The following is a 23117-nucleotide window of genomic DNA, read 5'->3' as shown; positions in this document are numbered from 1 at the left end:
CTATTGCTTTTAGGTTAAGGCGTCTTTTCCTCATTCAATGCACAGCGCACGCTCTGGCACACGTGCCCAAACCTCAGTGATGAGAAGATCGAGGGCACCAGTCTGACCCCTATTGGGTACATCTGCTGCGCAGACACTAGCGGGTTATAAAATACCCCGATTAGGGCAGGCCCGTGGCGCGAGCGGGGAACGGGTAAAGCGAGTAAGAGGACTTTGCAAAGGGTGCCCGGGGAGGGCGTATCGCGATCGCCAACAAGCTTATCTCCAATGATGTTTAGCGAACCAGGGGTATACTGACCCGCAACCTGACGAGCGGTGAGCCTGATATTATCTTTAAGCATTATAACTGAAACAGACTGTATAAGACCGTTGGCTATTAGCACCCGCCATCCTTATTTCAGCCTACTGCTGAACGCTTAGCGCTATTTTTACTTACCTCTTTTTTGCCGGTCACCCCCAGCCGCCCGGTTTCGCTATTGTCTACGTTTGAGCAAAGCAATGGTTGCTTATTTCGCTGGTTTCTGCCATTGATTATGCTGTGTCATCCCGAAAAGCAGCCTCAACGATTAGCGCTTATGCCTCCGAATCTCATTAAGGAGGTGATGTAAAACCTGCCGTTTTGCAAATCAACAATTGGCGGTTAATTAATGCGATGAAATACAGTCCAAGACAACAGGTTTTAGGAGGATTAAGAGAAGCGTGTTGTGTTATGAGCTCGTTGAGCTTGCGCTTAGACGCCATCTGGTCAGCTAACGACACGGATCGATAAATAGCTTGAAGTCGTAACGAATAGGGTTTGCCGCAATCTTTTATGTCGCTAACGCTTACGTCATAAGCGGTCTTGGCCTTGAAGGTAGGCTGAATCACCGATGGCATTTAAATCTCGCTTGGTGAGTGATGATATTTTGCATGTAGTGATTATGAGTATGATAGCGTTACAGCGACGCGCATATTTTCTTTGCGCCATGAGGTATTTTACGATGAGTCAATGATGGAGGCCCTCTAACATGCCGAACGACTTAATACAGCATAGAATGAATCAATATTGGCAGGATGTTTGCTATACAGAAAAATTCATGTCGCAATGCCGTAAAAACAGGACTGCGAATAGACGTGTGACGGTTCATAATGTCTTGTGCAGATGTCCGTCTGATGGACAAGAATGCCTGCGGATAGGCAATATGAATGGCTGCCTTGAAAATTACGAGTTTTCACATTTTAAATCGCTAGGTAGGGAAATGCCCCTTATGAGAATGACCTTTTCTGATCGGTATAACGACAGACACTATTATTGCCCTTGTCCACCCGATCCCTGTGCTTCTAAAGCGTTTTATAAACAATGCCGAGAACATGAAACAAAAAACATGCATGGTGTCGATGTTGCCGAAGCTGAGGTTATGCTTCATCCCAAAGGCTATCCAGCGAATTATTCAGAAACAGCAAAGTTAATTGGCTTGCCGGAGGTAAGCTGTTTGTGTCCACCGAGGTTTGCCACAAGCGTAAATGCCGCATATTCATCTTCCGGGCGATAAGTGTTGAACTCTGTTTCATAGAAAGCTCGCCTTCGCCCGATGGCGAGCGAGTATACCTGTTCGCCCAGGAATCTTATGAATCGCTTTCTTCGCTTTCTGCAGGGAAATCTGCTCATTAGTCATACCCGTTATTAACACCGCATTTCGTATGGATCCACGGATAACGGTTGCGGCGCGGGGGCGGGCTGGACAGTTTCGCGTCATGCCGAGGAGGGGCGGCGGCGTCACAGAAGACGTTGACGCCGCCGTCCGGCCGTTAGTCACCGTTGTCCATACGCCATACGCCATACGCCATACGCCAAACGCCATACGCCAAACGGCGGCGAATTTGCCTCCGCGCTGGCATAACGATGCCAACATGGCCAGGTTAATTCGTAGTGAGGATAACGCACGTCAACGGCGGTGCTTGCCGTACGTCCCTCCCTAGCGCCTTTGTCTAAACATGGTGATAACTTCCAACAAGAATTTTCGTAGACTCTTTTAAATTGCTCGCACTTGATGCTAAATGCTAACCCACCGTGCGTGTTGGCGCGAAAGAACGGGAAAGCCACTAATGCAAGACGGCAGGCAGAGGCGAAGAGTACAGGTGTGCTTGGAAAGGCCGCGGCTATCGAGGCCTTCTTGTTCGGTGTCGATAGTGTGTGGACGGCCTTTGAGATGAATTGCATTCAAATCAATGTGATAATCTGTGTTTAATACCCGATCATTCGGGCCTTTTTGCTTTGAGGGTATGTCATGAATCCGACGATTTGGATGGCGCTCGGTTTGGTGCTGGTGCTGGAGGGATTGGGGCCGATGTTGTTTCCCGGCGTCTGGCGCAAGATGATAGGTTCGCTGACGACGCTGCCGGATACGCTATTGCGCCGCTTCGGCGGAGGCTTAGTGGTCGCCGGCTGCGTTATCTACTATATGTTGCGTAGCAAAATGGGCGCGTGATCGCAGCGCGAAAAAACAGCGCGAACCGGCGCGAAAAAGTACTGAAAGTCATGGATTCAGATGATAGAATCCATTTTTAAGCAATCTGGTGAAGTTAAGAGATGGGTAAGAACGTCGTCGTACTGGGCACCCAATGGGGTGACGAAGGTAAAGGCAAGGTCGTCGACCTGCTGACCGAACGGGCCAAATATGTTGTTCGCTATCAGGGCGGACATAACGCCGGTCATACTTTAGTTATCAACGGTGAAAAAACCGTCCTTCATTTGATCCCCTCAGGCATTCTGCGTGAAAACGTCGTCAGCATCATCGCCAACGGCGTCGTGCTGTCGCCGGAAGCGTTGATGAAAGAGATGGGAGCGCTGGAAGCGCGCGGTATTCCGGTACGCGAACGCATGCTGATTTCCGAGGCGTGTCCGCTCATTCTTGCCTATCACGTAGCGATGGACGTCGCGCGCGAAAAGGCCCGCGGCGCCAAAGCCATCGGCACCACCGGCCGCGGCATCGGCCCGGCCTATGAAGATAAAGTGGCGCGTCGCGCGCTGCGCGTGGGCGATCTGTTCAATAAAGACACCTTCGCCGCCAAGCTGAAAGAGGTCGTGGATTACTATAACTTCCAGCTGGTGCAGTATTACCAGGCTGAAGCGGTGGATTATCAAACGGTACTGGACGATATCCTGGCGGTGGCAGACGTCCTGACCGGGATGGTGGTGGATGTCTCCGAGCTGCTGGACGCCGCCCGCAAACGCGGCGATTTGATGATGTTTGAAGGCGCCCAGGGAACGCTGCTGGATATCGACCACGGCACCTATCCCTACGTTACCTCCTCCAACACCACCGCCGGCGGCGTCGCGACCGGCTCCGGCCTCGGTCCGCGCTATGTGGATTATGTCCTCGGCATCGTCAAGGCCTATTCCACCCGCGTCGGCGCTGGCCCGTTTCCCACCGAGCTGTTTGACGACACGGGCGAGTTTCTGTGCGCCAAGGGCAATGAATTCGGCGCCACCACCGGCCGCCGCCGCCGCACCGGCTGGCTGGATGCGGTAGCGGTACGCCGCGCGGTGCAGATCAACTCCCTTTCCGGTTTCTGCCTCACCAAGCTCGACGTGCTTGACGGTCTGCAAGAGGTGAAAATCTGTACCGCTTATCGCCTGCCTGACGGCCGCGTGGTGGAAAGTACCCCGTTGGCGGCGGAAAACTGGGAAGGTATAGAGCCGATTTATGAGACGTTGCCGGGCTGGAGCGAGAGCACCTTCGGCGTGAAGCAGTTCGACAAGCTGCCCGACGCGGCGCGTCGCTATATCAAGCGCATAGAAGAGGTGACCGGCGTGCCGGTTGACATCGTTTCGACCGGGCCTGACCGTAGCGAAACCATGATTCTACGCGATCCGTTTGACGCCTAACGGCCGTCGGGCGTAAATTAGCAAAAAAGAGAGCGAACCGGGCGTAGCCCGGTTTGTTTTTATATGTCAATAGGTTATCCTGCCATCATTGCGAATGCCCTCATTGCCGACCAACAAGTTTTATGGCCTGTTTGGTTCTCAAAGGTTACTCTTATTGTTCATGTTTTCCTTTTTACCGGTACGTATGCCCCCGCCAGGGTTTGGCGGGCTTGCCAATGATAGCGGTATTGAGGCCGGTGCCGCGCGCGCCGGCCGGTTGTAGCGCGGAAACAGAGGTTGACATTTTGCCTGCCGTTGAAAACAGGTGTTGCCGCAGGCACCCATAGGGTCCATCACATCATTTTGCGCCTGGCGTGGCCGGCATGATGGCCCTAACCGCCGCTCTACAAAAACGTGCGCGTGCCCGCTAGCGGCACGGCAACCTGTTTTGACATTATGGAGATAGCTCAATGTCACAAGATCCCTTTCTGGAAAGAGAGGCAGAAAAATACGCGTTCCCGGTGCCAAGCCGAGAATTTATCCTCGCCCATTTAGCCAAGCGGGAAAAACCCGCCAGCCGCGAGGAGTTGGCGCAAGAACTGGATATCAGTGGTGAAGACCAACTGGAAGGCTTGCGCCGCCGCCTGCGCGCAATGGAGCGTGACGGGCAACTGATTTTCACCCGTCGGCAGTGCTATGCGCTACCGGAGCGTCTGGATTTGTTGCGCGGTACGGTCATCGGCCATCGAGACGGTTTCGGTTTCCTGCGCGTCGAAGGCAGCAAGGACGATTATTATTTGTCCGCCGAACAGATGAAAATGGCCATTCATGGCGATGTCGTCATGGCGCAGCCGCAGGGCGCGGACCGCAAAGGCCGCCGCGAGGCGCGCATTGTGCGGGTGCTGGTGCCGAAAACCAGCCAGATCGTGGGCCGCTTTTTCATTGACGCCGGCAGCGCGTTCGTGGTGCCAGACGATAGCCGTCTCAGTTTCGATATCTTAATCCCGCCGGAAGCGACCCAGGGCGCCCGCATGGGGTTCGTGGTCGTGGTGGAGCTGACCCAGCGCCCGACGCGGCGCACCAAAGCCATCGGCAAAGTGGTGGAGGTGCTCGGCGATAATATGGGAACCGGCATGGCGGTGGATATTGCGCTGCGCACCCACGATATTCCCTATGTCTGGCCGCCGGAAGTCGAGCAGCAGTTGGCGGATTTAAAAGAAGAGGTGCCGGAAGCGGCCAAGCGCGGGCGTATCGATTTACGCGCGCTGCCCTTGGTGACTATCGACGGCGAGGATGCGCGCGACTTCGATGACGCGGTGTACTGTGAGAAAAAACGCAGCGGAGGCTGGCGTCTGTGGGTGGCGATTGCCGATGTGAGCTACTATGTCCGGCCGCATACGCCGCTGGACCAGGAAGCGAGCCGGCGTGCGACTTCGGTCTATTTCCCCTCGCAGGTGATTCCGATGCTGCCCGAGGTGCTGTCCAACGGGCTGTGCTCCCTCAATCCGCAGGTGGACAGGCTGTGTATGGTCTGTGAGATGACCATTTCCGCCCAGGGGCGTCTCTCTTCCTACAAATTTTACGAAGCGGTGATGAATTCTCACGCGCGCCTGACTTACAACAAGGTCTGGCAGATCTTGCAGGGCCAGCAGGAATTGCGCAGCCATTACGCGCCGCTCATCAAGCCGCTGACCCAGCTGCATGAAATGTTTCAGACGCTGGAACAGGCCAGGTTGCAGCGCGGTGGCATCTCTTTTGAGACCGAAGAGGCCAAGTTCATCTTCAACGCGGAGCGCCGCATCGAGCGTATTGAGCCGGTGAAGCGCAATGATGCCCATAAGCTTATCGAAGAGTGCATGATCCTGGCGAATATTGCCGCGGCGCGCTTTGTCGAGAAGCATAAAGAGCCGGCGCTTTATCGCGTGCATGACCGGCCAAGCAATGACCATATCACCTCGTTGCGCACGGTATTGGGCGAACTGGGGCTGACCTTGGGGGGCGGCGATAAACCTGAGCCCAAAGATTATGCCGATATGATGAATTTGGTCGCTGGCCGTCCGGACCACGAAATGCTGCAAACCATGCTGCTGCGATCGATGAAGCAGGCGATTTATGATCCTGAAAACCGCGGCCACTTCGGGCTGGCGCTGCAGGCGTATGCTCACTTCACCTCGCCTATACGCCGTTATCCGGATCTTGCGCTGCATCGGGCGATCAAATATCTTCTCGGCCGACAGAATGGCGACGTCGATGGACGGGCCACACCGACCGGCGGTTGGCATTCCGAACTGGAAGAGATGTTGCAGCTCGGTCAGCAATGTTCGCTCAGCGAGCGTCGCGCCGATGAAGCGACCCGCGACGTGGCGGATTGGCTGAAGTGCGATTTTATGCAGGATCACGTTGGGCAAGTATTCAGCGGCATTATTACCAGCGTCACCAGTTTCGGTTTCTTTGTGCGTCTCGATGAGCTGTTTATCGACGGCTTGGTGCATGTCTCATCGCTGGATAATGATTATTATCGCTATGACAACATCGGCCAGCGGCTGATAGGCGAGTCCGGCGGCAGGGTGTACCGGCTCGGGGACGCGGTAGAAATCCGCGTTGAAGCCGTGCATATGGACGAACGCAAAATCGATTTTTCATTGATTTCCAGCCGCCGTCAGCCGCGCGGTGCCGGCAAAACCGAGCGCCAGCGTCAGCAGCAGGCCGCCCGCGGCGCTAATGACGGCAAACCGCCGCGCCGCCGCAGCAGCAGTAAACAGCCCGCCAATTTTGAACCCGACAGCGCATTCCGGCCGACAGGGAAGGGGGGCGATAAACCCGGCGGCGGGCGGGGTAAGCGCCAGCGCGGCGGTGCGCAAACGACCCAGGGCGCTCAGGCGACTCAGCCTGCGGCGCACGGCGCAGGGCGCGGCAAAGGCGGTCACGCCTCTTCGGCGCCGGCCAAACCGTCGACCGAGGACACTTCGCGCAAGAAAACCTCCGCCGAGGGCGCTACCCGTAATAAAGCCGCTGGCGGCAAAACGCGCCGCCGCAGGAAACCCGCCGCGGCTTCCGGTCGCTCAGAAAACTGATTACCGGACCGCGACGTTTATTAGCACAACCCTAAACGGGCCGGCAGGCCCGTTGACGATGAAAGACGATCATGAGCGAAATTATTTACGGCATTCATGCCGTACAGGCCCTGTTGGAGCGCGATCCTCAGCGTTTCCTGGATGTGTATTTGTTAAAAGGACGCGACGACCGCCGTTTGCAGCCCCTGGTGCAGCAACTCGAGCAGGCCGGCATCGTTATTCAGATGGCCAGTCGCCAGTGGCTGGATGAGAAAGCAGAGGGCGCGGTACACCAGGGTATCGTCGCCCGCGTGCAGGCAGGGCGGCAGTTCCAAGAGAACGATTTGCCGGCGCTACTGGCACAACAGGCCGCGCCGCTGCTGCTGGTTTTGGATGGTGTTACCGATCCGCATAACCTTGGCGCCTGCCTGCGCTGCGCCGACGCCGCCGGTGTCCATGCGGTAATAGTACCGCGCGATCGCGCGGCGCCGCTGAACGCCACCGCCAAAAAGGTCGCCAGCGGGGCCGCGGAGACCGTGCCGCTGATCCGCGTCACCAATCTGGCGCGTACGCTGCGCTTGCTGCAAGAGCATAATGTGTGGATCGTCGGCACCGCCGGCGAGGCGGATCACCATCTTTATCAAAGCAAACTTACCGGGCCGCTGGCGCTGGTGATGGGTGCGGAAGGCGAAGGCATGCGGCGCCTGACCCGTGAACATTGCGATGAACTCATCAGTATTCCCATGGCCGGCGCGGTTTCGTCCCTTAATGTGTCGGTTGCCGCCGGAGTATGTCTATTTGAAGCCGTGCGGCAGCGAGGTTAGACATCATCTCGCGGCCGCCGGTGGGCGCTATCGGGCCGGCGGCGGAGGCGCTTTTCGGTTACACCCGCCCCATGACGCCATGCGTATGTCCGCCCGCGCCACGGCCCTGACGGCCGAGGCGCCCAGTAAATGTTCGCGCCCTCGGCGTTGTCCGTTCTCGACGATGACGGCGGGCTGCGCCCCGCGGCGTATTCGGTTCTCGCCTTGACGACGTAGCGCGCGCCGCTTGGGGTATTCGCGCCGATGAGCCCCTAAAATGCGCGTGCGCGGCGCCATTACCGATAAAGAATCGCCTCCGCGTGCCAGACGCCGGGGGTGATCGTTTCATCGATCATCAGGATCTGATAATAATGCGCCTGACGTTCATCCGCCTGGCGTTGAATGGCGTTTTTAGCATCCATCGGACTGCCGCGTTCATTTACGGTGACCTTGCCTATCCGGGTCAGCGAACCTACCCTATTGCGGCTGATTTCCACCGCCTGTTTTTCGGGCGCCGGCGGCGGCGCCGGTTTGCCGTTGAACACGCTACATCCCGCTAACGGCAAGCAGCAAAAGATGATCGTCAAAGCAAGCCATTTCATAGCCAAATATCCGCAGTGCTTAGGTGATTAAAGTATAGCGAAACCGGCCAGCAGTGATTATGGTAATGACCGGACGCTACGGCGACAGGACGGCGTAGCGTGACGTGTTACGGCGAACGGGGAGGCCCCATGGTAGAGATGCATCAGGAGTACGTCGGCGACATCGAAGTGATACATGCGGTGCCGGCGGGTGGTTATGCGTTAGGGCTGCCGACGCTGTTTTTTTACCATGGCTACACCTCGTCCAAAGAGGTCTATAGCTATTTCGGCTATGCGCTGGCGCAGGCCGGGTTCCGTGTGATCCTGCCGGATGCTCTTATGCATGGTGCCCGTTTTGACGGCGATGAGCAACGCCGCCTGCGGCATTTTTGGGATATTCTGCGCAATAATATCGACGAATTGCCCACGCTGTACGCCCATTATCGTCAGCGGGGGCAGATTGATGGGCAACGCGTCGGCGTCTGCGGCGCGTCGATGGGCGGCATGACGGCGCTAGGGGCGCTGGCGCGTTATGATTGGCCGTCGTCTGCCGCGGCGCTGATGGGATCCGGCGATTTTATGCGGCTCAGCCGCACGCTTTTTCCGCCATTGACGCCGGATGCGCCGGATTATGAACGGCGCTTTGCCGCCGCGCTGGCGCCGCTGGCGGACTACGATGTCTTTCAGCGGCTGGATAAATTGGGTGATCGGCCGCTGCTGCTCTGGCATGGCGACGCGGATCCGCTGGTGCCGCCGGCGGAAAGCGCGCGGCTGTATCAGGCGCTAGCAGCGCGCGGCGCCCATCATCGGGTGCGCTATCTCACCGAGCCGGAGATTGGCCATAAAATTACCGTGGGCGCCCTCGCGGCCACCGTCGCTTTTTTTCGCGACACCCTTTAGCGTTGCGGTTGAACGCCGAGCGCCGGCCGCTTAACCCGGAAATAATCCGCCGCGGTCCTTGTGTTTAGCCGACTGGATAAGTACAATTGCGCGTCATTTTTCGACCGCACACTTATCACGTTCCTTGCTTCCATGGGCCGCGGTTGACCCTGACAGGAGGCTGAATAATCCGTAAGGAGCAATTCTATGCGTCATTACGAAATCGTTTTTATGGTTCATCCTGACCAAAGCGAACAGGTTGTCGGCATGATCGAACGCTACAGCGCCCTTATTACCGGTGCTGAAGGCCAGATCCATCGCCTGGAAGACTGGGGCCGCCGTCAGCTGGCTTACCCGATCAACAAACTGCATAAAGCACACTATGTTCTGCTGAACGTAGAAGCGCCGCAGGAAGTGATCGACGAGCTGGAAACAGCTTTCCGCTTCAATGACGCCGTTATCCGCAGCATGATCATGCGCGTTAAGCACGCGGTGACTGAAGCATCTCCGATGGTTAAAGCGAAAGACGAACGCCGCGAGCGCCGTGAAGATTTCGCCACTGAAACCAACGAAGACTCTGATGCTGGGGATTCTGAAGAGTAATCGATGATGACGGCGAACCGTCTGATGCTGTCGGGCACCGTGTGCAAGACACCCATCCGTAAGGTCAGCCCGTCAGGTATTCCGCATTGCCAGTTCGTGCTTGAGCACCGTTCTGTGCAGCAGGAAGCCGGTTTTTCACGCCAGGCATGGTGCCGACTGCCCGTGGTGGTCAGTGGAAAACACACTCTCGATATAACTCGCAGTATAACGGTCGGCGCGCAGATCACCGTGCAGGGGTTCATCAGTTGCCATCAAGGACGCAATGGCCTCAGCAAGATAGTTCTGCATGCCGAGCAGATTGATTTGATAGATTCTGGAGACTAGCCCTATGGCACGTTATTTCCGTCGTCGCAAGTTCTGCCGTTTCACCGCGGAAGGCGTTGTTGAGATCGACTACAAAGACATCGCTACGCTGAAAAACTATATCACCGAAAGCGGTAAAATTGTCCCGAGCCGGATTACCGGTACTCGCGCCAAATACCAACGTCAGCTGGCCCGCGCGATCAAGCGTGCGCGCTACCTTTCCCTGTTGCCGTACACTGATCGTCATCAGTAATCGGTCATTGTCCACTAAGTCTTTGAGAGGATAAGGTAATGCAAGTTATTCTGCTTGATAAAGTCACCAACCTGGGCGGTTTGGGTGATCAGGTTAATGTTAAAGCGGGTTATGCTCGTAACTTCCTGGTGCCGCAAGGCAAAGCCGTGCCGGCCACCAAGAAAAACGTAGAGTATTTCGAGGCGCGCCGTGCTGAACTGGAAGCCAAACTGGCTGACGTTCAGGCCGAAGCTGAAGCACGCGCCGCGAAAATCAATGAATTGGGCAGCGTCACCATCGCGTCGAAAGCAGGCGACGAAGGTAAACTGTTCGGCTCTATTGGTACTCGCGACATCGCTGACGCGATCACCGCCGCCGGCGTTAACGTCGCGAAGAGCGAAGTGCGTTTGCCGAACGGTGTTCTGCGCACGACGGGCGACCATGACGTCAGCATCCAGGTACACAGCGATGTTTTCGCTACCCTGAATGTGGTGATTGTGCCCGAAGCGTAATCGCGAGATTATGCGACCTTAAAACGCCGGCCCCGTGCCGGCGTTTTGCTATTTCGCCCGCGCAGAGGGTGGGATGACAACCGGCCGAGCGCCGGTTTTTTTGCCGCCGCGCAAGGGCGCCGGCGTCAAGGGCAGCGACGGCGGCAGAAGGGTTATCGCCGCTGGTAACTGCCGTCGGGCTGGAGCGCAAAACGTACCGGGCCGGCGGCGCCGGTTTCTATTTCCAGCAGCGTCACGACGCCCTGCGCGTTTTGCACGATGCGAACTTCCTGCCCGGCCTGCAGGCTGCTTAGCGGTTTGTCGTTGCCCTCTACCTGGGCCATGGCAAAGACATCCGCCACCGGCAGATTATGCGCGCGGAACAACTGGGCCAGCGTCTGGCCGTCGACGATGCGGTACGTTTGCACGTGCCGCTCGTCCGTGTTGCCGCCGCCGGCGCTGTTGTCCACCAGCTCGGCCTGCATACTCGGTACGGCTGAGGATGCTGCATCATTGCGAGCCACCGGCGCCGGCGGCGTCGTTGGACTGTAGGGCCAAAGTAAAGCGATGGCCACCAGTAATGCGATAATCAGCAGCCAGCGGCGATGCATGAGCGGTAGCGGCCTCATCCAGTTGAAACCGTCGGGCAGGTGCCACAATGTCGCCAATAGCGCCTGTCCACGCAGTGAGGCGCCTGCGCTTGGCGATGCGGGGGCCGCTGACGTTCGTGGCGGAACGTCTGTCAGATAATCAGGGCGATGGCCGGCGCTGCCGATGGGCGTGGCCTCGGGCGCGTCATCGGCAGCGGTGCCGTAGCGGACGGAGGTCGCGTCAACATCATCGGTGCCGTAGCGGCCGGAGGTTGTGCCAACGTCACGGCGGGACGCGCGCACGATGTCGGCACTGCCGATAGGGGACGGGTAGGGTTCGTCTGCCTCGGCGGCGCTGCCGATGGCCAGGGCGTAGGTCGCGTCCTCCGTCGACGCGGCTGGCAGGCTGTCCTGCGCGCCCGTGTTTTGCCCCGGCGTGCGTTTAACGCTTTCACCGGTTGGCGCGCGTTCCTCGCTCTCAACGGCGGGCCGGCTGACATCATCATCGGGGCCGAAACGGCGACGCCATTTCTCCCGCAGGCCGTCCAGGCCCGGCAGCGAAAAGCCCGGGGACGTGTTTTTCCTGGGCGCGATTCTGCCCATGATGACCTCTCTTGCAAAACTGTTGCCGTAACCCGATGAAGTATAGAGCGGCGTGGGATGAAGCTCCATGCCTATTTTATACCGTGACGCTGACGTTAAGGGGAGGCGTCATACTATTTGCACGCGGGATTTTACCCCAACCGCCCGCGCTGTTATGCTGCGCCTTTCGCTTTTTGAGATATCAAGGAAACTTCATGACTAACCCTTCATTAGACAGCGTAGAAGCCCAGGCGAGCTACGGTATCGGCCTACAGGTAGGCCAGCAATTGGTCGAATCCGGTCTGGAAGGCCTGTTGCCGGATGCGTTGCTTACGGGATTACGCGATGCGCTGGAAGGCAATGCCCCGGCGGTGCCGGTGGACGTTATCCATCGCGCGCTGCGTACCGTCCACGAACGCGCCGACGCGGTGCGTCAGGAGCGCCAACAGCATCTGGCGGTGGAAGGCGATAAGTTCCTGGCGGACAATGCCGACAAGGAGGGCGTCACGCTGACCGAATCCGGCCTGCAATTCAAAGTCCTAACCCAAGGCGACGGGGCCATCCCCTCGCGCCAGGATCGCGTGCGCGTGCATTATACCGGCCGGCTGCTGGACGGTAGCGTGTTTGACAGTTCGGTTGAGCGGGGCCAGCCGGCAGAGTTCCCGGTCAGCGGCGTCATTGCCGGTTGGATCGAAGCGCTGACGTTGATGCCGGTCGGCTCGCGGTGGGAATTGTATATTCCCCACAAACTGGCCTACGGCGAACGCGGCGCGGGCGCGTCCATTCCGCCTTTCAGCGCGTTGATTTTTGAAGTAGAGCTGTTGGAAATTCTGTAAACCTGCGGAACGCGCGCCGACGCGTTTCCTCTCTCCCACGCCGGCGTTTCTCTCGACGGCGTGGCGCTATGCAACTTCTCCCCCCTGGGGTGTCGAAGAGTTATCACGCCGGACGAAAAAATATTATCATTACCTTAAGGCTCATCTTCGAGGTGTATCATGATTGAACACATCATTACCCTTTCCCGCGACGCCGGCGCGGCCATCATGCAGGTCTACAACGGTGAAAAGCCGCTGGAGCTGAATCAGAAGCAGGACGACTCGCCGGTTACCGCCGCGGATCTGGCCGCGCATCGGGTCATCGCCGCCCGTTTACAGGCGCTGGCGCCGGACATTCCCCTTCTCTCCGAAGAGGATCCGCCGGACTGGTCCGTTCGTCAGCATTGGCGCCGTTTCTGGCTGGTGGACCCCTTGGACGGCACCAAGGAGTTTCTGCGCCGTAACGGTGAATTTACGGTCAATATCGCGCTAATCGAAGACGGTAAGCCCGTGATGGGCGTGGTCTATGCGCCGGTCACCGACCGGCTTTATGCCGCAGCGGACGGAAAAGCCTGGCGTATCGACGAGCACGGCGAGCGGCAGGCCATAGAGGTGAAAGAAGCGCGCCCGCCGTTGGTGGTGGTGAGCCGTTCGCACGGCAACAATGCGGAGCTGCAGGATTATCTGGCCCACCTGGGCGAGCATCAGACGATCACTATCGGCTCATCGCTGAAATTCTGCCTGGTGGCGGAGGGGACGGCGCAGCTTTATCCGCGCTTTGGGCCGACCAGCGTCTGGGATACCGCCGCAGGGCACGCGGTGGCCATGGCGGCCGGGGCCCAGGTCAATGATTGGCAGGGACGGGCGTTAGATTATACCCCGCGAGAATCTTTCTTGAATCCCGGCTTTCGGGTGTCGTTGTTCTGACGCCGCGCGCCCGCGGCGGTCGTGCAGCGGGTGGCTGTCTAGCCCCCGCTAACTCGTCGGGCGGCCATATCCCGCCGACAGCCGTGGCCGCCCGGCCAACGTAACCGCTGGGGCCACAACCGTCCGACCGCTGCTCCCGTCCGGCTACGGTTATCAAGCGGCCGACGTAACCGCTCGGGCCATAACCGTCCGACCGCTGTTCCCGTCCGGCTGGACTATCAATCTGCCGTCGTTCGCCGCCGGCGCTCATCGGTCCTGTTCGCGCAATAGGCGCTGGATACGGCTGACGACCTGGCGTATCTCCTCCAGCGTCAACGGCCCCTCTTTGGCCCATTGCACCTCTCCTTGGGCGTTAAGCAGCACTATGGTCGAAGTTTTGCTTTTCAACTGCCAGTTATGACGCACCACGCTGTTGGTATCGTCGATAATCTGCGACCAGGGGTAGCGACGCAGACTCGCCTCGATTTGGTGGCGGATGAACCAGCCGGTAGCGAAGAAAGCGTCGCCGCGATCGACGATTGTCGTCGTTTGGTAATATTCGCGCGGTAATCTTGCCTTGCGTAGGGTTTCAATCAACGCGGCATTCATTTCGCGCGCCGAGGTTCGGGCGGCGATATGCTGGATGAGACGAATTTTTCCGGGGAGGCGTGCGCTATTCCAGGATTGATGACTAAACTCATTATGATCGTAGATTACTTCCCCCTGATGCATGACCTTCACAGGCGGAACCGGTTCACCGGTGCGCAGCAGATGGGCATGCAACGAGAGGGACACGACGAGGCAGCATAACGGTAGGCCGATGAGATAGCGCATAAAAAACTCCTGTTGTTAGGATCTCACCGGGCCCTCTTTGGCCCAGTGTGTGTGCAAGCACAACCACCGCACTTTTAGGATAATTATACTGTTTATAGGGATTTGTTTTTTATACCCTACTGTCAAAATATGTAAAAGCAGTAATGCATCCTGTAAGAGCGTGAACTAAAGCACAACTTACCACTCAGATAAGGTGTAGTTAGGTAGCGTTACCGGATTTCCAATCGCGGTAGTCAGTACCATAGGAAGAAGTAACCCTGTAGGAGGAAAGTACAAAAATGAGAATCTTCCATCGCTATAACGCCATAAAAGTAGCCACTTACGTAAAGACCTTATTTCGCGGCAGACTTTACATCAAGGGCATCGGCGCTTTTGAGTTTGATAAAGGTAAAATTTTGCTGCCCAAGGTGCGAGATAAACAGCATTTCAGCGTCATGTCTGAAGTCAATCGCCAGGTAATGCGGCTCCAGCTAGATATGGCCTAAGAACGCTTTTTACGGCGAACTGCCGCCGTAGTCATTATGCCTCCGCCGCGCGCGGGGGCTTTTTTTTCATCACTGCGGCGCTTATCTCAGGCGACATGGGCATTGTTGTCGGACGCCGGCGACAGTAGCGGGGAGGATTTTTCCTCGACGCGCGTAACCAGCAGCTGATCGATTTTATAGCTGTCGATATCCACCACCTCAAACTTGTAGCCGGCGTATCGGACGAAATCGGTGCGTTTGGGGATTTTGCGCAGCATAAACATCATAAAGCCGCCGATGGTTTCGTAGTTACCGGATTGCGGAAACTCATCGATGTGCAGCGCCCGCATCACATCATCAATCGGCGTGCCGCCCTCAATCAGCCAGGAGTTTTCGTCGCGGGCGACAATCTGCTCCTCCAGCCCCTGGCCTACCAGATCCCCCATAAGCGTAGTCATCACATCATTTAGCGTGATTATCCCGACCACCAGCGCATACTCGTTTAAGATGACCGCGAAATCCTCGCCGGCGGTTTTAAAGCTTTCCAACGCTTCAGACAGGGTCAGGGTATCCGGCACGATCAGCGCCGAGCGGATCTGCACGCCGCTATTGAGCGCCAGGCTCTGATTGCCCAGCACGCGATTAAGCAGGTCCTTCGAGTCGACATAGCCGACGATGTGGTCGATGGTCGCGTCACAGACCAGGAATTTGGAATGGGGATGGGTGGCGATTTTCTCTTTAATGCTGTCCTCGGTTTCGCGCAGATCGAAATAAATGATATTTTCGCGCGACGTCATAGAGGAGGGCACGGTGCGCGATTCCAGCTCAAAAACGTTTTCGATGAGTTCATGTTCTTGCTTGCGCAGCACGCCGGCCAGCGCCCCGGCCTCTACCACCGCGTAAATATCGTCGGAAGTGATATCGTCTTTGCGCACCATGGGCAGTTTCAGCATTCTGAAAATGACGTTGGCCAGACCGTTAAACAGCCACACCAGCGGACGGAATACCAGCAGGCAGAAGCGCATTGGGTTGATGATCTTGACGGCATAACTTTCCGGAGAGATCAACGCGATGCGTTTCGGGGTCAGATCGGCAAACAGAATGAACATACCGGTCACCAGCGAGAAGGAGCAAATGAAGCTCAACTGTTCCGCCAGCTCGGGTGACATAAAGTGCGCGAATACCGAGGCAAACCAGGGAGAAAAGGCGGCGTCGCCGACGATGCCTCCGAGAATGGCCACGGCGTTGAGGCCAATCTGAATCACGGTAAAAAACACGCCCGGCGTCTCTTGTAATTTGAGCACGCGCTGCGCGTTAATATCCCCCTCGTCGGCCAGCAATTTCAATTTTATTTTGCGCGAGGCGGCCAGCGATATCTCTGATATCGAGAAAAATGCGCTTACTGCAATCAGCAGCAGAATAAGCAAAAAACTATTTAGCATAAGTTAACCAGTTCGGGCTATAAGGAAGCGTCGGCGCCCTGTAAGGGCGAATTTGCGTGAACATCTCGCCTCAACGCCACGGCGACCGTGTCGCACGACAGTATAGCAGCGTCTGTCATCGCGCCGCCAATACCGCTTAGCGGGCCGGCGGCAGGCACACGCCAATGCCCCCGAGGGCGCAATAGCCGTCGGGATGTTTATGTAGATATTGTTGATGCTCATCCTCGGCATAATAAAAGGGCGCCGCGGGTTCCAGCGCGGTCGTGATGGGGCGGGTATCGCCGGCGTCGGCCATCGCTTGGGCAAAAGCGGCCAGGCTTACGCGCGCGGCCTCGCGCTGCGCATCATCCTGGGGAAAGAGCGCCGAGCGGTACTGGCTGCCGATATCGTCCCCCTGGCGCATGCCCTGGGTCGGATCGTGGTGCTGCCAGAATAACCCCAGCAACGCCGTGTAGGGGATGATCTGCGGGTCGAACACCACTCTTACCGCTTCGGCATGGCCGGTCTGGCCGCTGCACACTTCGCGGTAGGTAGGGTTGGGCGTAAAGCCGCCGGTATAGCCGGCCGCGGTACTGTAAACGCCGGGCTGTTGCCAGAAAAGCCGCTCCACGCCCCAAAAACAGCCCATGGCGAATATCGCTAGCGCCATGCCGTCCGGGACGTGGCTCATGGAATGGTGCAGCACCGGATGCGTGGGGGCGATGGGCATGGGCGTCATGCGCCCCGGCAGCGCTTCACTTTGCGTAATGCGCGTAGTTTTGTCGAAATTTTGCGCCACCCTGAACTCCTCATTTGAACAAATGCCGGCGAAATACCCCGCAAGGGGTTGTTTAACCGGCACGCTTTACCGACAATAAAGCGCATTATTACATGATGCTGTGAAGATAAATCGATTTTACTGCGAAAATATCTCATCACTAACCATAGAGGGTTGATACACCTGAGCATCAGGTGAGTAAGCGCCACTCAGCGCCCGACGGCGAGACGGACGCGGCCGCGCAAGGGCCGCCCGGCGATTTTGCCAACGGAGTATTGAGTCTGCTAATAATAGCATCAACGCTGATTCGTCGCGGATGGAGAGACTTTGCCAGGAAAGAAACAATCAGAGGTCATCAGCGTGAAAGCACGGTACGGCCGAAAATCCCTATTTTTCTGCGCGCTGTTGCTGATGCCGCAGGCCCATAGCGCCAACGTCCGCCTACAGGTGGAGGGGCTCAGCGGCGACCTGCAGCGCAATGTACGCGCGCGCCTGTCCACCATTGGCAGCGATGAGGTGACCGCCGACGCGCGCTTCCAAAGCCGGGTGGATAACGCGGTGCGCGAGGGGCTGCGGGCGCTTGGCTATTATTCGCCCACCATCGATTTCGTCTTTAAGCCGGCGGTGAACGGCGGTCGCGATGTACTTATCGCCCGTGTCACGCCGGGTAAGCCGGTGAAAATCGCCGGCGTCAATGTCATTTTGCGCGGCGAGGCGCGGCAGGACAGCGATTATCGCCAGTGGGTGTCAGACGGCAAGCCCGCCCTTGGCACCGTATTGAATCACGGCGCTTACGACAGATTCAAAAACGGGTTTTCCAGCCTGGCGCTGCGCAAGGGGTATTTCGACGCCGAGTTTCGCAAAAGCCAGTTGGGTGTAGCGCCGTCGCGCTACCAGGCTTATTGGGATATCGATTTTGATAGCGGCCAGCGCTATCGCTTCGGTAAAGTGCGCTTCCACGGCGCCCAGATCCGCGAAGATTACCTGCAAAATCTCGCCAAAGTACGCGAGGGCGAACCTTACAGCGCCGAATCGCTGGCGGAGCTAAACCGCCGGCTGGCGGCCACCAACTGGTTTAATTCGGTGGTGATCTCCCCTGACTTTTCCTCCGGTAAACAGAGCAAAACGCTGCCGCTGGACGCGGTCGTGACGCCGCGCAGTCGCAACAGTCTCGAAACCGGCGTCGGCTATGCCACCGATGTGGGACCGCGGGTCAAAACCACCTGGAACAAACCGTGGCTTAACTCGCGCGGCCACAGTTTGCAAACCAGTCTTAGCCTGTCGGCGCCGGAGCAATCGGCCGATGTCAGCTATAAAATTCCGCTGCTCAAAGATCCGCTGGAGCAATATTATCTGCTGCAAGGCGGCTTCAAGCGCGAAGACCTCAACGATACCCAGGCGGATTCCACCACGCTGAACGTGGCGCGCTATTGGGATCTGTCCAGCGGCTGGCAGCGGGCTATCAATTTGCGCTGGAGCCTGGATCACTTTACCCAGGCCAACGTTACCGATACCACGATGCTTATCTATCCCGGCGTCAGTATCAACCGGACCCGCCAGCGTGGCGGCCTGATGCCCACCTGGGGCGACAGCCAGCGCTATTCGGTGGATGTTTCCAATACCGTCTGGGGTTCGGATATCGATTTTGTCATTTTGCAGGCGCAGAACGTCTGGATCCGCACGCTGGCGGAGAAACACCGCTTCGTAGCCCGCGGCAACCTGGGCTGGATCGAAACCAACGATTTTGAACGCGTCCCGCCTTCGCTGCGCTTTTTTGCCGGCGGCGATCGCAGTATTCGCGGCTATAAATACAAATCCCTGTCGCCGCGCGACGATGACGGCAAATTGACCGGCGCCTCCAAACTGGCCACCGGATCGTTGGAGTATCAATATAACGTCACCGGCAAATGGTGGGGCGCGGTATTTGTCGACAGCGGCGAGGCGGTTAACGATATCAAACAGAGCAACTTCAAGACCGGCGCCGGCGTCGGCGTGCGCTGGCAATCGCCCGTCGGCCCCATCAAGCTGGACATCGCCGCCCCGGTGGCGGATGAACATGAGCACGGCGTGCAATTCTATATTGGACTGGGGCCGGAATTATGAGCCTTGTTAAGAAAATCTGCCTGGGTGTCGTGCTGCTGCTGGTGCTGCTGGTGGGCGCGCTGGCGTTTCTGGTGGGGACCACCAGCGGGCTGCACCTGGTGCTGAACGGCGCGGCCCGCTGGGTGCCGGGACTGGAAATGGCCTCCGTCAGCGGCGGCTGGCGCGATTTGACCATTAAGCAGTTACGTTACCAGATGCCCGGCGTTACGGTCGGTGTCGGCGAATTCCATCTTGCGCTGGATTTTGGTTGTCTGCGGGAGCGCCAGCTGTGCCTCAACGATCTCTCCCTGCGCGATGTGAATGTCGGCGTAAACACCGCCGAATTCGGGCCGCCGGCGCCGGCAACGCAGGAGGCGTCGGGCGGTGGTTCCCTATCGACCCCCTATCCGCTTAACCTGCGCCGTCTGGCGCTGAATAATGTGCAGGTCAAAGTGGATAATACCCGCATCGCCCTTGACGAATTCAGCACCGGCCTTCAGTTTCAGGGCAATAACCTGACGGTGACGCCGACGCGCATCGCCGGTTTGCTGGTGGCGCTGCCGACGGCGGCGCAGGTGGTGGCGGATAAGGCGGCGGCCGCCGCCGCGCAGGCGATAAAACCCGATACGCGCACGCCGGCGCAAAAACGCGCCGATGCTGAGGCGGCGCGGGCGGCAATTCGCGCGCAGCCGCCGCTGGCCGAGACGCTGCGCGCACTGTTCGCCAAGCCGCTCCTGCCGCCGCTGCCTTCGTTTACCCTGCCGTTGAATCTGACGGTTGAGGATATCGAAGGGGAAAATCTGCGTCTCTCCGGCGACGCCAATCTGCTTATCACCCGCTTACGTTTGCAGGCGGCGACCCGCGATCGGCATGCTGAATTGACGCTGCTGGATATCGACTCGCCCCAGGGCTTGCTCAACGCGTCCGGCAACGCCGAACTCAGCGGGCGCTGGCCGGTGTCGATGACGGTCAACACCACCGTAAATAGCGCGCCGCTAAAAGGCGAGAAGATCAAGCTCGCGGTAGACGGCGACCTGCGCGATGAACTGCGCGCCGCGCTCAATCTCTCCGGTCCGCTCACCGCGCAGTTGGCGCTGAAAACGCGCCTGGCGCAGGCGGGTCTGCCGCTGACATTGACGATCGACGGGCAGTCCGTGCAGTGGCCGTTAACCGGTACGCCGCAATATCAGGCGCGGGGTCTGGCCCTGCGTTTGGACGGCGAGGCGCGGGATTATCGGCTGACGTTGAAAGCGGCGCTCAGCGGCGAGGGTCTGCCGCCGGCGGATGTGAGCCTGGACGCCAAGGGCAATACCGACGGCTTTACGCTATCGCGCCTGCGGTTGGCGGCGTTACAGGGCAATACCGATCTGAGCGCGGTGGTGGACTGGCAGCGCGCCATTAGCTGGCGTAGCGAACTGTCGTTAAGCGGGATTAATACCGCCCGCCAGTGGCCGGACTGGCCCGCGCGGCTGGACGGAAAACTCACCAGCCGCGGCAGCCTGTATGGCGGCAACTGGCAACTACAGGTGCCTGAACTGGATCTCCATGGCCATATCCGGCAAAACGCGCTCACCGCGAAGGGGTCGCTCAGGGGTAACGCCGCCGGTCAATGGCAGGTGCCGCAACTGCTGTTGGCGCTGGGGCGTAACCAGTTGACGGTGAAAGGCGAACTGAGCGATGCCTTCGCGCTGGACGCCGTGCTCAACGCCCCGGCGCTGAACGGTGCCTTGCCAGGGCTGGGCGGTCGGGCGGCGGGCGATATCAAACTGCGGGGCAATCTGCGCGCGCCGCAGTTGCTTATGGATCTCAACGCATACGCGCTGCGCTGGGGAGAGTTAACCGTCGGGCGCATTGCGTTGCAGGGCGATGTCCGTTCCAGCGACATCGTGCGCGGTAACGTTCAGCTGCGGCTGGACAGGTTGCTACAGGGGTCGCTGTCCATCGCCCAACTGACCCTGGACGCGACCGGCGATGAAAAGCGGCATCAGCTCAAGCTGGCGATGCAGGGTGAGCCGGTTGCCGGCCAGTTGCAGTTAAACGGCGGTTTCGATCGGCAACAGCAACGCTGGCAGGGTACGCTCAGCCAAACCCGTTTCGCTACGCCGGTGGGGGAATGGCGGCTGACGCGCGCAATGACGCTGGATTATCAGGCCGTCGCGCAAAATCTCATTATCGGCCCGCATTGCTGGCAAAACCCCAATGCGCAGATCTGCGCGCCGCAAAACAGCGAGATAGGGGCATCCGGGCAGGCCAGTTTGCAGCTGAACCGCTTCGATTTGGCAATGTTGAAACCCCTGCTACCGGCGGAAACACAGGCCAGCGGCGTCTTCACCGGCCGGGCCGAGGTACGCTGGACCGCGGGGGGCGGCCTACCGCAGGGCAAAGTGGCGCTAGTGGGCAACGGCGTGAAGGTCAGTCAAACGGTGCAGGGCAAGACACTGCCGGTGGCGTTTGAAACGCTGACGCTCAATGCCGCGCTGGATAAGGGATTGGCCCGCCTCGACTGGCTTTTCAAAATCGCCGGCAATGGCCAGTTCAACGGTCAGGTGCAGGTGGCGGATCCCCAAAATCGGCGGGCGCTGTCCGGCAACGTCAACATCAATCAGCTTTCGCTGGCGCTGTTGAAACCGTTGATGTCGCGGGGTGAAAGCGTCGATGGGCTAGTCAATGCCGCGTTGCGTCTCGGCGGCGATGTGCAGCGGCCGCAGCTGTACGGTCAATTGGGGCTGGAGCGTCTGGTTATCAAAGGCAACTTCATGCCCTTTGCCATGACCGACAGTCGCCTGGCGCTCTCTTTCGCCGGGACCCGCTCTACGCTACAGGGGCTTATCGGGACAACCCACGGCCAGGTCAACCTGACCGGCGACGCCGACTGGAACCGGATGGCGGCCTGGCGCGCGCGTATCAACGCCCAGGGCAATCGGGTGCGCATCACCGTGCCGCCCATGGTACGGCTGGACATGTCGCCGGATATTGTGTTCGAGGCTACGCCGACGCTGTTCGCCCTTAATGGCAAGGTTGATATTCCCTGGGCGCGCATTGAAGTGAAGGATATGCCGCAGAGCGCGGTTGGCGTCTCCAGTGATGAAGTGCTGCTGGACGATAATCTGCGGCCGGTAGCCGATAAGGAGAGCTCCGCCATCCCCATTACCTCCAACCTGCTGGTGCATGTCGGTGACGATGTGCGCCTGGACGCTTTCGGCCTCAAAGCCAGGCTTAAAGGGGATTTGAAAGTAGCGCAGGATAAGCAGGGGCTGGGGCTTAACGGGCAAATCGATATTCCGTCCGGTCGCTTTCACGCCTATGGACAGGATTTGATCGTCAACAAAGGGCAGTTGCTGTTTTCCGGCCCGGTCGATCAGCCTTATTTGAACATCGAGGCCATCCGCAATCCGGATTCCACCGAGGATGACGTCACGGCGGGGGTGCGCGTCACCGGCTTGGCCGACCAGCCGAAAGTGGAAGTCTTTTCCGATCCGGTCAAATCGCAACAGGAGGCGCTGTCTTATTTGTTGCGCGGACAGGGTCTGGATGCCTCCGGCGCCGACAGCAATATGATGACATCGATGTTAATTGGGATGGGGGTTGCACAAAGCGGCCAAGTTGTGGGTAAAATCGGACAAGCATTCGGGGTCAGCGATTTAGCGCTGGACACACAGGGGGTTGGCGACAGCTCCCAGGTCGTGGTCAGCGGTTATATCGCGCCCGGTTTGCAGGTCAAATACGGTGTTGGTATTTTTGACTCACTGGCAACGTTAACGCTGCGTTATCGTTTAATGCCGAAACTTTATCTGGAAGCCGTGTCTGGTCTTAACCAGGCGCTAGACTTGCTCTATCGGTTTGAGTTTTAACC

At 58.3% G+C, this 23117-nt stretch carries 19 protein-coding genes; 14 read left to right on the top strand and 5 right to left on the bottom strand.

Annotated features, from left to right (window positions below; translation table 11 throughout):
• Positions 1-2267: 2267 nt before the first annotated feature.
• The 4 genes from SANT_RS17875 (at position 2268) to rlmB (ending at position 7724) form a co-directional block, all read left to right on the top strand.
• Positions 2268-2468 carry a DUF2065 domain-containing protein gene (locus SANT_RS17875; RefSeq protein WP_025244728.1) on the top strand — a complete coding sequence of 67 codons (201 nt, stop codon included), beginning with the start codon at positions 2268-2270 and terminating at the stop codon, positions 2466-2468.
• Between the two features lie 101 nt (positions 2469-2569).
• Complete coding sequence (locus SANT_RS17870) at positions 2570-3868, top strand: adenylosuccinate synthase (protein ID WP_025423613.1); 1299 nt, start codon at positions 2570-2572, stop codon at positions 3866-3868.
• A gap of 449 nt (positions 3869-4317) precedes the next feature.
• Positions 4318-6921 (top strand): ribonuclease R, encoded by a 2604-nt coding sequence (gene rnr / locus SANT_RS17865; RefSeq protein ID WP_025423612.1) that lies wholly within the window; start codon positions 4318-4320, stop codon positions 6919-6921.
• A 71-nt stretch (positions 6922-6992) separates the two neighbouring features.
• Positions 6993-7724, top strand: a complete 732-nt coding sequence (gene rlmB, locus SANT_RS17860; RefSeq protein ID WP_025423611.1) for a 23S rRNA (guanosine(2251)-2'-O)-methyltransferase RlmB — start codon at positions 6993-6995, stop codon at positions 7722-7724.
• Positions 7725-7999: 275 nt separating this feature from the next.
• On the opposite strand, the gene bsmA is transcribed toward rlmB, so the two are convergent.
• Positions 8000-8305 (bottom strand): biofilm peroxide resistance protein BsmA, encoded by a 306-nt coding sequence (gene bsmA, locus SANT_RS17850; RefSeq protein WP_025423609.1) that lies wholly within the window; start codon positions 8303-8305, stop codon positions 8000-8002.
• A gap of 129 nt (positions 8306-8434) precedes the next feature.
• Between bsmA and yjfP the strand changes: the two genes are divergently transcribed.
• The 5 genes from yjfP to rplI all read left to right on the top strand — a co-directional run bounded on the left by yjfP (position 8435) and on the right by rplI (position 10813).
• Positions 8435-9184: an esterase gene (gene yjfP, locus SANT_RS17845; protein WP_025423608.1), complete on the top strand. Its 750-nt coding sequence runs from the start codon at positions 8435-8437 to the stop codon at positions 9182-9184.
• Between the two features lie 186 nt (positions 9185-9370).
• On the top strand, positions 9371-9766 hold the full coding sequence (gene rpsF / locus SANT_RS17840; protein ID WP_025423607.1) for a 30S ribosomal protein S6: 396 nt from the start codon (positions 9371-9373) through the stop codon (positions 9764-9766).
• A 3-nt stretch (positions 9767-9769) separates the two neighbouring features.
• Positions 9770-10090, top strand: coding sequence for a primosomal replication protein N (gene priB / locus SANT_RS17835; protein WP_025423606.1), 321 nt, complete (start codon positions 9770-9772; stop codon positions 10088-10090).
• 4 nt (positions 10091-10094) lie between these two features.
• Positions 10095-10322, top strand: coding sequence for a 30S ribosomal protein S18 (gene rpsR, locus SANT_RS17830; RefSeq protein WP_005974788.1), 228 nt, complete (start codon positions 10095-10097; stop codon positions 10320-10322).
• Positions 10323-10360: 38 nt separating this feature from the next.
• Positions 10361-10813 carry a 50S ribosomal protein L9 gene (rplI, locus tag SANT_RS17825; RefSeq protein WP_025423605.1) on the top strand — a complete coding sequence of 151 codons (453 nt, stop codon included), beginning with the start codon at positions 10361-10363 and terminating at the stop codon, positions 10811-10813.
• A gap of 152 nt (positions 10814-10965) precedes the next feature.
• Here the strand turns inward: rplI and SANT_RS24740 are convergent, their stop codons facing one another.
• Positions 10966-12054 carry a LysM-like peptidoglycan-binding domain-containing protein gene (locus SANT_RS24740; RefSeq protein WP_237234629.1) on the bottom strand — a complete coding sequence of 363 codons (1089 nt, stop codon included), beginning with the start codon at positions 12052-12054 and terminating at the stop codon, positions 10966-10968.
• Between the two features lie 125 nt (positions 12055-12179).
• On the opposite strand from SANT_RS24740, the gene SANT_RS17815 reads away from it, so the two are divergent.
• Complete coding sequence (locus SANT_RS17815) at positions 12180-12800, top strand: peptidylprolyl isomerase (RefSeq protein ID WP_025423603.1); 621 nt, start codon at positions 12180-12182, stop codon at positions 12798-12800.
• Positions 12801-12959: 159 nt separating this feature from the next.
• Positions 12960-13706: a 3'(2'),5'-bisphosphate nucleotidase CysQ gene (gene cysQ, locus SANT_RS17810; RefSeq protein WP_025423602.1), complete on the top strand. Its 747-nt coding sequence runs from the start codon at positions 12960-12962 to the stop codon at positions 13704-13706.
• A gap of 246 nt (positions 13707-13952) precedes the next feature.
• On the opposite strand, the gene SANT_RS17805 is transcribed toward cysQ, so the two are convergent.
• Positions 13953-14519, bottom strand: coding sequence for a YtfJ family protein (locus tag SANT_RS17805; RefSeq protein WP_025423601.1), 567 nt, complete (start codon positions 14517-14519; stop codon positions 13953-13955).
• Between the two features lie 278 nt (positions 14520-14797).
• Between SANT_RS17805 and SANT_RS17800 the strand changes: the two genes are divergently transcribed.
• Positions 14798-15004, top strand: a complete 207-nt coding sequence (locus SANT_RS17800; protein ID WP_011410214.1) for a DUF1107 domain-containing protein — start codon at positions 14798-14800, stop codon at positions 15002-15004.
• An 86-nt stretch (positions 15005-15090) separates the two neighbouring features.
• Here SANT_RS17800 and SANT_RS17795 read toward each other — a convergent pair whose 3' ends face one another.
• Positions 15091-16425, bottom strand: a complete 1335-nt coding sequence (locus SANT_RS17795) for a hemolysin family protein (protein ID WP_025423600.1) — start codon at positions 16423-16425, stop codon at positions 15091-15093.
• A gap of 136 nt (positions 16426-16561) precedes the next feature.
• Positions 16562-17143, bottom strand: coding sequence for a peptide-methionine (S)-S-oxide reductase MsrA (msrA, locus tag SANT_RS17790; RefSeq protein ID WP_051440246.1), 582 nt, complete (start codon positions 17141-17143; stop codon positions 16562-16564).
• Between the two features lie 450 nt (positions 17144-17593).
• Here msrA and tamA point away from each other — a divergent pair, with 450 nt between their 5' ends.
• Together tamA and tamB are read left to right on the top strand one after the other, a co-directional pair.
• Positions 17594-19285, top strand: a complete 1692-nt coding sequence (gene tamA, locus SANT_RS17785; RefSeq protein WP_071882080.1) for an autotransporter assembly complex protein TamA — start codon at positions 17594-17596, stop codon at positions 19283-19285.
• On the top strand, positions 19282-23115 hold the full coding sequence (gene tamB, locus SANT_RS17780) for an autotransporter assembly complex protein TamB (protein WP_025423597.1): 3834 nt from the start codon (positions 19282-19284) through the stop codon (positions 23113-23115). The genes tamA and tamB overlap by 4 nt, the downstream gene beginning before the upstream one ends.
• Positions 23116-23117 lie beyond the last annotated feature (2 nt).

It is taken from the genome of Sodalis praecaptivus (assembly GCF_000517425.1).
Lineage (GTDB): Bacteria > Pseudomonadota > Gammaproteobacteria > Enterobacterales > Enterobacteriaceae > Sodalis_A > Sodalis_A praecaptivus.
Note: the sequence above shows the minus strand (reverse complement) of the source record. Positions and strands in the feature narration are given on the sequence as shown.